We start from the raw sequence: 12,940 nt of genomic DNA, 5'->3' as shown, positions 1-12,940 counted from the left end.
AATAATTGATAATACCACAATATTCTTTTTAATCGAAATATTGACTAACCTAAATTATAGAATTTATATAGAAAAACCTCATAAATTGCTGAAATGTATGAGGTTTAAACTGTTTTTCAGATCAATTTCATTCAATCTTTGTAAGTGTCATTGTTTCATCATGATCTATACTTTCAGGCCGCTTCCCATTCATGTTGATCAGCATAAGGAATTTTGAATCGTTAATAGGAACAATAATTCCTAGCAGTCTTCCTTTTTCCTGATTATCTTTTAGTGCAATAAAATCAATATGAATTGGTGTCTTTTCCATATCAATTTTATATTTGAGTTCACCCTTTTGCCCATTATTAGGACCTCCGTGAATGATAAAATTCTTACCGTCAATTTCTTCCCCGTTAATTGTAATAGATACATATCCATCTTTAGTAAAGCCTGCTTTGCCTTTACTCTTCCAGTAATCAATGGATTCCCAGTTTCCAACAATATTAAACTGGGATTTTTGAGCTTTGGCCTGAAAACCAATAATAAGTATAAACGCTATTACGCTTTTTAGAAAAGTCCGTTTTATTTTCAAATAAAAATTCATAGTAAACTTTTAATTAATTTTATAAACATAACCTTTACTGATATATCTGCTTTTATTTATTAATTCTGAAGGATAAAAAATGGTTCCATTAATCTCAACACTTTTAATCCTATATCTCCAGCTTCCATTATGGCTTGTGTAAATTTTTGTTGTTGAATTTGGATAAAGTTCAAGGACAATGGAAGAATCTTTTATTTCTATTTTTTCAAGAGACTTTGGATTTTTGATTTTATAAAAAGATCGAGGAGACAATATTCTATTTTCATAATTAAATGCAAAGCTCTCAGCCTCATTATCAATTGCTTTTGAGATGGGATAACTGTAATTGATCTTAATTATTTTTTTAGATCCGGTCAGGTTTTGAATATAGAAATCAGTTATCCAGGAACATCCTGAAAGCACTGTTACGAAAATACAACATAGAAATCCTATCGTAATTGATTTTATACTCATTGTACTGGAATTTAGATGATTTTTTTGTAAAAATAGTCAGATAAATTTAATTTATTAGTTTTTCCGATAAAAAATCCCGTAAGAAAAACATACGGGAATTAAGATTCATTTTTTCCAAACAATAGTATTTTTTAAATCCATGTTCTATCATTTAAAAAAACAGGATAGACTGTACTACAGTAACAATTTTGATCGCTTTTGTTATTAATTTATTCTTATATAATAATTGACAGCCATATTTTTGGGACGGGTTTCTTTTCCCCCGGCAGCAGCAATAACTAAAGGGACCGTTGATTTATCATAACCGCTAACTACCTGTGAACCATCAAGGTCACCATCAGCACCTGATGTATTTGCAGAAACTGCCCTTGGCGTTGAAGTTACTCCTCCAAAACTCTGCTGAACAATCTGATGATCGTGCTCTTTGATTTCATCTCCCTGGATACTTCCCCGTAATCTGTTACCCTCTGGATCTTTTTGATTTTCAGAAACCGTTGGGATACCGTAGCCTAATTCATTGGAGTCGAAAGCATTATTTCCACGAAGGAAAATACCTCTCAAATCGGGAACATTTGTAAGATTTTGTGTGGCACGGGCAAGCCCGCAGGTTGTGTCTACTTTTCTTCCGTCACAAGGTGCCCATTTTGAGTATTTGCTATTCCAGTTCTTATCAGGATTTGCCAGATTATTTTTAGTTACCTCCTGAAATTCTTCCCAACTTAAGTATGAACAAAGTATTGTTCCTACAGGAAAATCTTTATTAAAACCACTGGGAAGTCCATTTAATAAGCAGTTTACAGGACCTTTATCTGTGTCCAGGAAAAAGAAAATATCTTTTGACGGATCGTTTCTTTTAAAAGTAATTGAATTATCATCATCCAGAATACCCCCTTTATTAAAGCTTTTGCTTATTTCTATCCCATTGGTTATTTTATAATCTTCGACAATAGGGCTTGGATCCGTGCTTGATATTTTGTTGTAAAAAATATAGATGGTTATCCCTTCATCTCCTTCCTGTACTACTGTTAATAATCCTTTTTTATTATTTTGAACTTCTAAACATTTCACATATCCTTCAATGATGTCTTTGTTGGGTGTATGCAAACTAAAAGAATCAAAAAATGATTGTGAGACCATAATGGTGTCCAAAGATTTGATTTTCTCCTGAAAATTATGAATTTCATCATCAGAAGCACCTAAATTTAAAACATTTTTAACCATTGATGTAGGATCAATTGCTTCAAAACCAAATGAAAATTTTTGAGTTTTAAAATCGTCTTTGAATTTTTCGGATTCATAATATTTCTTCAGGTCGTAAAGAAAATCTCCAGTTTTTACGACATTCAAAGTGGTATAAATTCCACCCTCCAGAAGCTTTGTACATTGATTAGGTTCCATTTGTATAGTTTTTTGAGGTTAGATAATGAGTTTTGCATATAATGAGAGTTGTATTATCAAACTTTCATTTATTATAACATACCAAAAGTACTCTGTATGAAATCGTATGTCAATTACCCTTTTGTGGTATTATTTTAGTAGGTTTGAGCATAAAAAAACCTCATAGGTTTTTAAAATCTATGAGGTTTAGAATATTTATTTTTCGAAATTACATTGTCTCCATTTTGAAGCTCATGCTTTCGATTACTTTTAGAATTGCTTCTACCGTATCCATTGAAGTTAAACAAGGAACACCGTTTTCCACACTCATTCTTCTGATCTGGAATCCGTCTCTTTCTGCCTGCTTACCTTTTGTAGTGGTATTTACAACATACTGAACTTTTCCTTTCTGGATCAGGTCGATAAGATTTACACTTTCTTCTCCGATTTTGTATCCGATTTTGCAAGGGATTCCTTTTTCTTCGAAGAACTTCGCAGTACCTTCCGTAGCCCAGATTCTGAATCCAACTTCATGGAATCTTGCTGCAAGAGCTGCTGCTTCATCTTTATGCTTATCAGCTACTGTGAACAGAATAGATCCGTGCATAGGAACTTTTCTTCCCGCTGCTACCAATCCTTTGTAAAGTGCTTTTTCAAGGGTTGTATCTTTCCCCATAACTTCTCCTGTAGACTTCATTTCAGGGCCTAAAGAGATATCAACTTTCGTTAGTTTTGAGAAAGAGAATACCGGCACTTTTACAAATACTCCTTCTTTGTTTGGAACTAATCCGTTTTCGTAGCCTAAATCTTTCAGTTTTTGTCCCAAAATTGCCTTTGTAGCAAGATTCGCCATTGGAACTTCTGTGATTTTAGATAAGAAAGGAACTGTTCTTGAAGAACGAGGGTTTACTTCGATTACATATACATTTCCTTCGAAAAGAACGTACTGGATATTCATTAATCCGATAACGTTTAATCCTTTTGCCAGTCTCTGTGTGTAGTCTACCAAAGTATCAATCTCGCTCTGAGATATATTTTGTGGCGGATACACTGCGATTGAGTCTCCAGAGTGAACTCCTGCTCTTTCGATATGCTCCATAATTCCTGGAATCACTACTGTTTCACCGTCACAGATTGCATCTACTTCAATTTCCTTTCCTACCATGTATTTGTCTACCAATACAGGGTGCTCAGGGCTTGCTTCTACTGCATTTTCCATGTAGTGAGCCAGTTCTGCTTCTGCGTATACAATTTCCATTGCTCTACCTCCAAGAACGTAGCTTGGACGTACCAATACCGGATATCCGATTTCGTTGGCAATTTTTATAGCTTCTTCTTTCGAAGTTGAAGTTCTTCCTTTTGGCTGAGGAATTCCAAGCTCCTGAAGTGCTTTTTCAAACTTATCTCTGTTTTCAGCTCTGTCAAGATCTTCCAGTGAAGTTCCTAAGATCTGTACTCCGTGAGCGGCTAGTTTATCGGCAAGGTTAATCGCTGTCTGCCCTCCGAACTGTACCACTACTCCTTTTGGCTTTTCAAGCTCGATGATGTTCATTACATCTTCTTCTGTAAGCGGCTCGAAGTAAAGTTTATCTGAAATTGAGAAGTCTGTAGAAACTGTCTCAGGGTTGTTGTTGATGATAATCGCTTCGTAACCCATTTCTTTGATTGCCCATACGGAGTGAACCGTTGCATAGTCAAATTCTACTCCCTGTCCGATTCTGATAGGCCCGGAACCTAGTACGATGATTTTTTCTTTATCTGAAACAACGCTTTCATTCTCCTCTTCGTAAGTTCCGTAGAAGTAAGGCGTTTCACTTTCAAATTCAGCGGCGCAGGTGTCTACCATTTTGTACACCGGCATGATTCCGTTTTCTTTTCTGAAGTTGAAAACCTCACGCTCTTTTACATCCCAAAGAACTGCGATATTGATGTCTGCAAAGCCTAATCTCTTCGCTTCAATCAGGGTTTCTTTATCGAATTTGTTTTCAGCGATTACTTTTTCGAAGTCAACTAATTTTTTCAGTTTCCAGATGAAGAATTTATCGATTTTACTCCATTCTACAATCTGTTCCCAGTCGTATCCTCTTCTTAAAGCATCCCCGATGATGAATAATCTTTCGTCATCACATACTCTGATTCTTCTTTCGATTTCTTCAGCAGTAAGTGCCTGAGCCTGCTTGGTTTTTAAACCTAAATGTTTGATTCCCGTTTCCAGTGAACGAATCGCTTTCTGTAATGATTCTTCAAGGTTTCTTCCGATTGCCATTACTTCTCCGGTAGCTTTCATTTGAGTGGAAAGTCTTCTGTCTGCCGTTTCGAATTTATCGAATGGGAATCTTGGGAATTTTGTTACCACATAGTCAAGAGCCGGCTCGAAACATGCGTATGTTTTTCCTGTTACCGGGTTCATGATTTCGTCCAGAGTCAATCCTACAGCGATCTTTGCAGCAATCTTTGCAATCGGATAACCTGTTGCTTTACTTGCTAATGCTGATGAACGGGAAACTCTAGGGTTTACTTCGATGATATAGTAATCGAATGAATGCGGATCTAAAGCTAACTGTACATTACATCCTCCTTCAATTCCTAATGCTCTGATGATTTTCAGTGAAGCATTTCTCAGCAGCTGATATTCTCTGTCTGAAAGCGTCTGAGAAGGCGCAACTACGATAGAGTCTCCTGTGTGAACACCTACCGGGTCTATATTTTCCATGTTACAAACTACAATGGCGTTGTCGTTTGCATCACGCATTACTTCGTATTCAATTTCTTTGAAACCTGCGATTGATTTTTCAATAAGACACTGTGTAACCGGGCTGTGTTTTAGTCCCAATTCAGCGATTTCTTTCAATTCAGCTTCTGTGGAAGCGATACCACCTCCGGTTCCTCCCATTGTAAAGGCAGGACGAACAATTACAGGATATCCGATTTCATCTGCAAAAGCAAGAGCTCCTTCAACCGTATTTACGATATCAGATTCCGGTACCGGCTCGTTCAGTTCTCTCATCAGCTCACGGAAAAGATCTCTGTCTTCTGCTCTGTTGATGGCAGAAAGTTTTGTTCCCAATACTTCCACTTTGCACTCTTCAAGAATTCCTGATTTCTCCAGTTCTACCGCCATGTTAAGACCTGTCTGGCCTCCAAGGGTTGGTAATAAAGCATCCGGGCGTTCTTTTCTGATGATGTGGCTTACAAACTGTAATGAAATCGGCTCAATATATACTTTATCAGCGATTTCCACATCCGTCATGATCGTTGCAGGGTTTGAGTTGATCAAAATTACTTTGTAGCCTTCTTCTTTCAAAGACAGACAAGCCTGCGTTCCTGCGTAATCAAATTCAGCTGCCTGACCAATGATGATAGGTCCTGAACCGATTACTAAAATTGTTTTTATATCTGTACGTTTTGCCATTTTTCTTTTTTTAGATACAAGATGTTAGATGTCAGATTTCAGACTTCCAACAGGTTGTTTTACTTTTTTAAATTAGATTTGAATGTATAAATCATTCTTTGAATTTCATTTAGATTTGATATTAAACCATTAACTTTTTCTGCTTCAAGTAAATTTAATTCTCTAGTTAAAATTAACTGGGTCTGTAACTCAAAGGAGGATGCATTTGCTATTCCAAGAAAATGATAAAATTCTCTATCATTATTTCTTCCTGCACCTTCAGCTATATTTGAAGGAATAGAGATTACAGATCTTTTAATTTGAGAGATCAAACCAAACTTTTCATCTTTAGGTAACTCCGCACAAATGATATAAACCTGTTTTGCAAGTTCAATAGATTTCTGCCAAAAGACTAATTTTTCAAAATTATGCATGATAAAGTCTGCTATCTGATGTCTAATATCTGAAGTCACTCTTATTTCTTAAAGTCCTCCATCATTTGAATGAACTCATCAAACAGGTAATTTGCATCTTCAGGACCCGGGCTTGCTTCAGGGTGATACTGAACGGAGAAACAAGGGTGGATTTTGTGTTTTAATCCTTCGTTTGTTCTGTCATTTAAGGCAATGTGTGTTTCGATAAGGTCTGTTCCTTTTAAACTTTCCTGATCAACAGCATACCCATGGTTTTGAGAAGTAATGGCTACTGTATTTTTCTCCAGATCCAATACCGGGTGGTTTCCTCCTCTGTGTCCGAATTTCAGCTTGAAAGTTTTCGCTCCACAAGCAAGACCAATTAACTGATGTCCTAAACAGATTCCGAAGATTGGAACTTTTCCTAATAATCCTCTGATCATATCCAAGGCGTGTGGTACATCTTCCGGGTCACCAGGACCGTTTGATAGCATGATACCGTCCGGATTCATCAATAGAATTTCTTCTGCAGTCGTGTCTTGAGAAACCACGATGATGTCACAGTTTCTTTGAGACAATTCTCTGATAATTCCCAGTTTTGCACCGAAATCTACTAAGACCACTTTGAAACCTCTGTTCGGGTTAGCGTAAGGTGTTTTTGTAGAAACCTCCTCTACCTGATTGGTTGGGAAAGTTGTTGATTTCAACTCAGAAGCTACAGCAGCTTCGTCAGCATCATCGTTTACAATTTTTCCTTTTACTACTCCATGGTTACGAAGAACTCTTGTCAGTCTTCTGGTGTCGATACCTGAAATTCCTGAAAGGTTTTTCTTTTTAAATAATTCATCTAAAGTAATCTGAGTACGGAAATTGGAAGGAAGATCGCACAGTTCTTTTACGATAAGCCCTTTAATTGCCGGCTCGATACTTTCATAATCATCACGGTTAATACCATAATTTCCGATAAGCGGATAGGTCATACAAACTATCTGACCACAGTATGATGGGTCAGAGATCAATTCCTGATACCCTGTCATTCCGGTATTGAAAACTACTTCCCCTGCAGTTTCCAATTCTGCTCCGAAACCTTCTCCATGAAACACTTCACCGGACTCCAGTATTAATTTTTTCTTCATTTTAAACTTTTATCTCTTATTATTTTATATGTCATTAACAGGTCGCCCCTACGCGGCTCTTTACCTTTTTACTTTTTACTTTTTACTTTTACCCTGGCTCTTTTACCTTGCTTCTTATTTAAAAGTATACCCCTTACTTTCCAACGCTTCTTTCAAAATGGCCATTCTGGCGAAAACACCATTTTCCATTTGTTTAAAGACTCTTGATCTTTCACATTCTACAAGATCTGAATCTATCTCGACACCTCTGTTGATCGGAGCCGGATGCATGACGATTGCTTCTTTTTTCATGGCCTGTTCTCTTTCTTTGGTCAGACCATATCTTTTATGGTACTCTGAAGCAGTGAAGCTCATTGCTGCATCGTGTCTTTCATGCTGGATTCTTAATAACATCAGAACATCCACTTCAGCGATCAGCTCATCCACTGACATATACGTTCCGTTGATCAAGGCTCCTTCATCAAACCATTGTTCCGGTCCTGAGAAGTATACTTTTGCTCCCAGTCTTCTTAATGCTTCTGCATTTGAATTGGCAACACGGCTGTGTTTTACATCTCCTACAATTCCCACCTTCAATCCTTCAAACTTTCCGAATTCCTGATAGATGGTCATCAGATCCAGCATACACTGTGAAGGGTGGTTTCCTGTACCATCTCCTCCGTTGATTACCGGAATCTTAATATTTTTCAATTCCTCGAAGTATCTGTCTTTCTTATCACGGATCACTACAAGGTTCACTCCTATACTTTCAATGGTCTTTACAGTGTCATAAAGACTCTCACCTTTGTTTACCGAACTGTGTGATGCATCAAAAGGAACTACCTGAAGTCCTAGTTTTCTTTCCGCAAGATCGAAGCTTGTCTTCGTCCTTGTACTGTCTTCGAAGAAAAGGTTTGAGCAAAAAACTTCTCCTTCAATTTTAGCAGTTTTACCATTTGCAAAAGCCAGTGCTTCTGTCAGTATACTGTTGATTCTCTCGGTGCTTAGTTCTGTAATCGTAAACATAATTCTAATTTTTGGGCATAAAAAAAGCGAAGACAACAATCTTCGCTAATAACAATAAATATCGTAAAGGGCGCTTTCGCCCGGTAAATCTAATGATATAAATGCTTTTTTATTCATTAGGTGCAAAGATACAACAATTTCATGAACCTACAAAAATTATGTTTAAAATAAATTAAAAACTTCAGTCTTTCCTTATTCTCATTTAAAATTAATATTTTTGTTAGCACACAACTTTATTTATGGATTTAAAAGACAAAATGATTCTCAGTATTATTCAAGAAGATTCTACATTATCGGTTAAAGAAATTTCCGAAAAGATAGGTCTTACCTTTACTCCTACGTATGAGCGAATCAAACAACTGGAGAAGCAGGGCATCATTGAAAAATACGTAGGTCTTTTAAACCGTGAAAAACTGGGTCTGAATATCATCGTTTATTGCAATGTCCGTCTTAAGGAGCAATCCAAAAAAGTATTGGAGACCTTTGAGGACAACATTTCCAAATACGACGAAGTTCAGGAAATCACCAGCCTTTCCGGGGAATATGATTATATGCTGAAAATTATCGCGAAAGATATCAATTCCTATAATGAGTTTGCCGTGAGCGTAATTTCAAACCTTCCCAACATCGGACAATATCACAGTTCTATTGTGCTTCACGAGGTGAAAAAATCCACCAAGTTTAAAATTGATCTGGAATAATCCCTCTTATTTTAAACTCATTATTCATTCCTATTTCAATTGCTGAAAATCTTTGATTTACTTGCGTCTTAAAAGTAATATCTATCATACAATTCCTTGCACCTTTGTGTATACCAACAATTTTCATTTCTACTATCTTGTTTAGAAAACGCAAAGACGCAAAAGAAATTTATTAATTTTATGCTTTAAGGCGCAAGGATTTTATCTCCGATAAAATTTTATACAGCAGATTTAATCTCAATTTCCAACCATAGTCAGTTTAAAGATCAATCATCAAATTCAAAGAGCGGAGTAAAATCCAACCATTAAGATCACTTAAGCAGTTAAGATTTATTAAAGATTAAGGTTTCCACAAACGAAAAGACAGCAGGCTAAAATATTTTTAGAATTTCCACTGATTTTTGCCTAAGTTTTTGACGACCTTAATGGCTTAGATTCTAACCCAATAATTTATTTTTCAGTTTATTGAACTGATATTCTATTTTGTCCAGGCAAAGATTTCCGATACTTCCCTGGTGGGTATGTTCAAGATTTCCGGGTTCAAATTCAAACGTATTGTTTTCAATTTCCTGCCCTACTTTTACATAAGCATCACGGAAAGAGCTTCCGCTTTTCACCTCTTCATTGATCTTTTCCACACTGAAAAGGTATTTGTATTTTTCGTCCTCCAGAATCCCGTCTTTTACCTTAATATTTGGTAAAGTATAGCTTAGGATCTCCAGACATTCTTTCAGGGAATCAATAGCCGGGAAAAGAATTTCTTTGGTCAACTGTACATCTCTGTGATATCCTGAAGGCAGATTGCTTGTTAAAAGGATCAGTTCGTTTGGAAGTGACTGAATTCTGTTGCATCGTGCACGAACCAGCTCAAAAATATCCGGATTTTTTTTGTGCGGCATAATACTGCTTCCCGTAGTAAATTCTTTTGGAAAACTGATAAAATCAAAATTCTGGCTTAGATACAAACATACATCATAAGCAAATTTCCCAAGTGTTCCAGCTAAAGTAGCCATTGCCATTGATAACATTTTTTCTGACTTTCCACGGGTCATCTGAGCATACACCGAATTATAGTTCATCGACTGGAAGCCTAGATTGTAAGTGGTACTTTCACGATTGATCGGGAAAGATGAACCATAACCAGCCGCTGATCCTAATGGGTTTTTATTAATGATGTTCTTTACTGAAAATAACATTTCCACGTCATCCAAAAGCGCTTCTGCATAAGCTCCAAACCATAATCCAAACGAGGAAGGCATTGCAATCTGCAAGTGAGTATATCCTGGAAGCAAAACGTTTTTATGCTGATCTGCCAGTTGAATTAAAATCTGGAAAAACTCATCTGTAAGGGCTGTGATCTCACGGATTTCATCCAATAAATACAATTTGATATCCAGTAAAACCTGATCATTTCTTGATCTTGCCGTATGGATTTTCTTTCCTGTATCTCCTAATTTTTCAATTAAGATTGCTTCTACCTGAGAATGGATATCCTCAGCTTCTTTATCAATTTCAAAAGTCCCATCCTCAATTTGATTTAAGATACTATTTAAGACAGATAATATCTGTTCTGACTCTTCCTGAGTGATAATTCCGGTTTCTGCCAGCATCTTGCAATGGGCCATAGAGCCTTTTACGTCATATTTGGCTAAACGTTCATCAAAGTCAAGGTCTTTACCGACTGTAAAGTTATTGACTAGTATATTGGTAGCAAGGTCATCCTTCTGCCATATTTTTTTCATATTCTCTGATTTAAAATACTGATGGGTCTTGACAAGCCCGGCAAGGCAATCCTTATTACTATTAACTATAAAAAAACATTTCCTTATGTGAAGCTTTCATTCCTAATTTTCTTTTTTGCATAAATCTTTTAAAAACTAAACTTCATGCCTGCCGGACGGAGTCAAAACATATATTGAGTCGGAAGTCTGATGCTGGAGGCTGGAAGCTAATAACACACTGCAATAACTTCCATCTTCCTACACCCATCTTCCATTCTTATAACACTTTTTCTAAAATTCTGATGTAGATTTCTATTCCTTCTTCTATTTCATGGATATAGATAAATTCATCTGCAGTATGAGAGCGCCTACTGTCTCCAGGTCCCATTTTCACTGATGTACATGGAATAATCGCCTGATCTGAGGAAGTAGGTGAACCATAGGTGGTCCTTCCGATTTCAATTCCTGCTTTTACAAAGGGATGATCCATTTCGATCTTGGAGGAATTCAGCCTGAACGATCTTGCCGTTAATGTAGATTTCATCTGAGATTGGATGATATCAAACGCTTCCTGATTGGAATATTCATCCGTTACCCTCACATCCAGTGTAAAATTGCACGATTCCGGAACCACATTATGCTGTACTCCTGCATGGATTCCTGATAAAGTCACTTTAACTTCGCCCAGATATTCTGAAACCTTCGGAAATTTAAAGGCTAAAATATTCTGCAGATCCTGCATACATTTTACAATTGAGTTATCATCATTAGGATGAGCGGCGTGAGAAGGAGTACCTTTCATTTCTCCATCAATCACAAGAAGTCCTTTTTCAGCAATCGCCAGATTCATCTGCGTGGGTTCTCCTACAATGGCGAGTTCTACGTTGTGTAGCTGCGGAAACAGAGCCTCTATTCCATCAAATCCTGAAATCTCCTCCTCTGCCGTCAAAGCAATAACTAAATTATATTTTAAATCTTCTTTATTATAAAAATGTAAAAAAACCTGTGCCATAGAAACCAAAGAAGCTCCGGCATCATTACTTCCCAATCCAAATAATTTTCCATCTTTTTCAATAGGGACAAACGGATCCAGCGTGTAAGCTTTGTTTGCCTTTACCGTATCATGATGGGTATTCAGTAAAATAGAAGGTTTAAAGACATCAAAATGCTTATTTACCGCCCAGATATTATTTTTAAAACGTTTGGTAGGAATCTGGTGTTTTTTGAAAAAATTTTCAATTTCTACCGAAGTATTAAACTCATCTTTACTGAATGAAGGAATCTCAATCAAATTTTTAAGCAATCCGACCGCATTATTCAATAGCTCTTCTTTATTATAAACAGATTTCAGTTCCTGCATGATGATTTTCTATATGGTTTTTCAATTCTGTTTCTTTGATCAGAAACACTTTGTCTACATTATTTTTTATAGCTCCAAGAGCATTTTCAAGTTTGGGCAAAATCCCTTTGTGAAGTTTTCCTTCTTCTTTTAGTGTGGTAAAATCTTCTTCAGTTACACTTTTAATCACAGATTCAGGATCGTTTATATCTTCCAAAACACCTTCCTTATCAAAACAATACAACAGTTCAACTTCATATTTCTCAGAAAGAGCCTGCGCCATCACAGAAGCAATGGTATCTGCATTGGTATTGAAAAGATTTCCTTTTCTGTCGTGGGTAATCGCAGAAAATACAGGAACAAGATCCAGTTTGATGAGTTTTGAAACCAGCTTTCTGTTCACACTTTTCTTGGTAATATCCCCCACAAATCCAAAATCGATTTCAGGATGTTCTCTTTTCTTAGCTTTAATTAAATTTCCGTCTGCTCCTGAGAATCCTATGGCATTGCATCTTTTCTGCTGCAACTTTTCAACGATATTTTTATTGATTCCTCCTGCATATACCATCGTTACAATATCCAGTGTTTCTTTATCCGTAATCCTTCTTCCATTGATCATCTTTTGTTCGATACCCAGTTTATCAGCAAGCGTTGTTGCCAACTTGCCACCACCATGAACAAGGATTTTCTTTTCAGTAATTTCGGAAAACTGTTCTAAGAATTGGCTCAATAATTCCTCATCATCTATTAAAGCTCCGCCAATTTTTATGATGTATAACTTTTCTTTCATTGTAAACGTTTTGTGATCTTTTCTTTTT

The 12,940-nt window shown here is 36.5% G+C and carries 11 protein-coding genes; 1 reads left to right on the top strand and 10 read right to left on the bottom strand.

What is annotated here, in order from left to right; genetic code table 11:
• Positions 1 to 127: 127 nt before the first annotated feature.
• From PZ898_RS00500 to PZ898_RS00470, 7 genes are all read right to left on the bottom strand, one after another.
• The gene (locus PZ898_RS00500) at positions 128 to 586 is read right to left on the bottom strand and encodes a hypothetical protein (protein WP_120230617.1); all 459 of its coding nucleotides are present in this window, start codon (positions 584 to 586) and stop codon (positions 128 to 130) included.
• A gap of 9 nt (positions 587 to 595) precedes the next feature.
• Positions 596 to 1,039 carry a hypothetical protein gene (locus PZ898_RS00495; RefSeq protein ID WP_120230616.1) on the bottom strand — a complete coding sequence of 148 codons (444 nt, stop codon included), beginning with the start codon at positions 1,037 to 1,039 and terminating at the stop codon, positions 596 to 598.
• 204 nt (positions 1,040 to 1,243) lie between these two features.
• Positions 1,244 to 2,437: a hypothetical protein gene (locus PZ898_RS00490; RefSeq protein WP_277694503.1), complete on the bottom strand. Its 1,194-nt coding sequence runs from the start codon at positions 2,435 to 2,437 to the stop codon at positions 1,244 to 1,246.
• A gap of 208 nt (positions 2,438 to 2,645) precedes the next feature.
• Complete coding sequence (carB, locus tag PZ898_RS00485; protein WP_120230614.1) at positions 2,646 to 5,828, bottom strand: carbamoyl-phosphate synthase large subunit; 3,183 nt, start codon at positions 5,826 to 5,828, stop codon at positions 2,646 to 2,648.
• Positions 5,829 to 5,887: 59 nt separating this feature from the next.
• Positions 5,888 to 6,241 carry a four helix bundle protein gene (locus PZ898_RS00480; protein WP_062670677.1) on the bottom strand — a complete coding sequence of 118 codons (354 nt, stop codon included), beginning with the start codon at positions 6,239 to 6,241 and terminating at the stop codon, positions 5,888 to 5,890.
• 41 nt (positions 6,242 to 6,282) lie between these two features.
• Positions 6,283 to 7,356 (bottom strand): carbamoyl phosphate synthase small subunit, encoded by a 1,074-nt coding sequence (locus PZ898_RS00475; RefSeq protein ID WP_062670679.1) that lies wholly within the window; start codon positions 7,354 to 7,356, stop codon positions 6,283 to 6,285.
• A 114-nt stretch (positions 7,357 to 7,470) separates the two neighbouring features.
• Complete coding sequence (locus PZ898_RS00470) at positions 7,471 to 8,361, bottom strand: aspartate carbamoyltransferase catalytic subunit (RefSeq protein ID WP_062670681.1); 891 nt, start codon at positions 8,359 to 8,361, stop codon at positions 7,471 to 7,473.
• 239 nt (positions 8,362 to 8,600) lie between these two features.
• Between PZ898_RS00470 and PZ898_RS00465 the strand changes: the two genes are divergently transcribed.
• Complete coding sequence (locus tag PZ898_RS00465) at positions 8,601 to 9,062, top strand: Lrp/AsnC family transcriptional regulator (protein ID WP_034696246.1); 462 nt, start codon at positions 8,601 to 8,603, stop codon at positions 9,060 to 9,062.
• Positions 9,063 to 9,499: 437 nt separating this feature from the next.
• On the opposite strand, the gene argH is transcribed toward PZ898_RS00465, so the two are convergent.
• From argH to argB, 3 genes are all read right to left on the bottom strand, one after another.
• Positions 9,500 to 10,804, bottom strand: coding sequence for an argininosuccinate lyase (argH, locus tag PZ898_RS00460; RefSeq protein WP_277694502.1), 1,305 nt, complete (start codon positions 10,802 to 10,804; stop codon positions 9,500 to 9,502).
• A gap of 256 nt (positions 10,805 to 11,060) precedes the next feature.
• A complete protein-coding gene (locus PZ898_RS00455; protein ID WP_277694501.1) occupies positions 11,061 to 12,143 on the bottom strand; it encodes a M20 family metallo-hydrolase in 1,083 nt (360 codons plus the stop codon).
• Positions 12,118 to 12,912, bottom strand: a complete 795-nt coding sequence (gene argB / locus PZ898_RS00450) for an acetylglutamate kinase (RefSeq protein WP_062670688.1) — start codon at positions 12,910 to 12,912, stop codon at positions 12,118 to 12,120. The genes PZ898_RS00455 and argB overlap by 26 nt, the downstream gene beginning before the upstream one ends.
• Between the last annotated feature and the right edge of the window lie 28 nt (positions 12,913 to 12,940).

Origin of the sequence: Chryseobacterium sp. WX (assembly GCF_029542485.1) — a bacterium.
Taxonomy (GTDB): domain Bacteria; phylum Bacteroidota; class Bacteroidia; order Flavobacteriales; family Weeksellaceae; genus Chryseobacterium; species Chryseobacterium cucumeris.
This window is presented reverse-complemented; position numbering and strand designations above follow the sequence as displayed.

Bases quoted from the DNA above. Each gene is read 5' to 3' on its own strand.
- PZ898_RS00490 (WP_277694503.1), bottom strand. From the start codon at position 2,437: ATGGAACCTAATCAATGTACAAAGCTTCTGGAGGGTGGAATTTATACC.
- carB (WP_120230614.1), bottom strand. From the start codon at position 5,828: ATGGCAAAACGTACAGATATAAAAACAATTTTAGTAATCGGTTCAGGA.
- PZ898_RS00495 (WP_120230616.1), bottom strand. From the start codon at position 1,039: ATGAGTATAAAATCAATTACGATAGGATTTCTATGTTGTATTTTCGTA.
- PZ898_RS00455 (WP_277694501.1), bottom strand. From the start codon at position 12,143: ATGCAGGAACTGAAATCTGTTTATAATAAAGAAGAGCTATTGAATAAT.
- PZ898_RS00475 (WP_062670679.1), bottom strand. From the start codon at position 7,356: ATGAAGAAAAAATTAATACTGGAGTCCGGTGAAGTGTTTCATGGAGAA.
- PZ898_RS00500 (WP_120230617.1), bottom strand. From the start codon at position 586: ATGAATTTTTATTTGAAAATAAAACGGACTTTTCTAAAAAGCGTAATA.
- PZ898_RS00470 (WP_062670681.1), bottom strand. From the start codon at position 8,361: ATGTTTACGATTACAGAACTAAGCACCGAGAGAATCAACAGTATACTG.
- PZ898_RS00465 (WP_034696246.1), top strand. From the start codon at position 8,601: ATGGATTTAAAAGACAAAATGATTCTCAGTATTATTCAAGAAGATTCT.
- argH (WP_277694502.1), bottom strand. From the start codon at position 10,804: ATGAAAAAAATATGGCAGAAGGATGACCTTGCTACCAATATACTAGTC.
- argB (WP_062670688.1), bottom strand. From the start codon at position 12,912: ATGAAAGAAAAGTTATACATCATAAAAATTGGCGGAGCTTTAATAGAT.
- PZ898_RS00480 (WP_062670677.1), bottom strand. From the start codon at position 6,241: ATGCATAATTTTGAAAAATTAGTCTTTTGGCAGAAATCTATTGAACTT.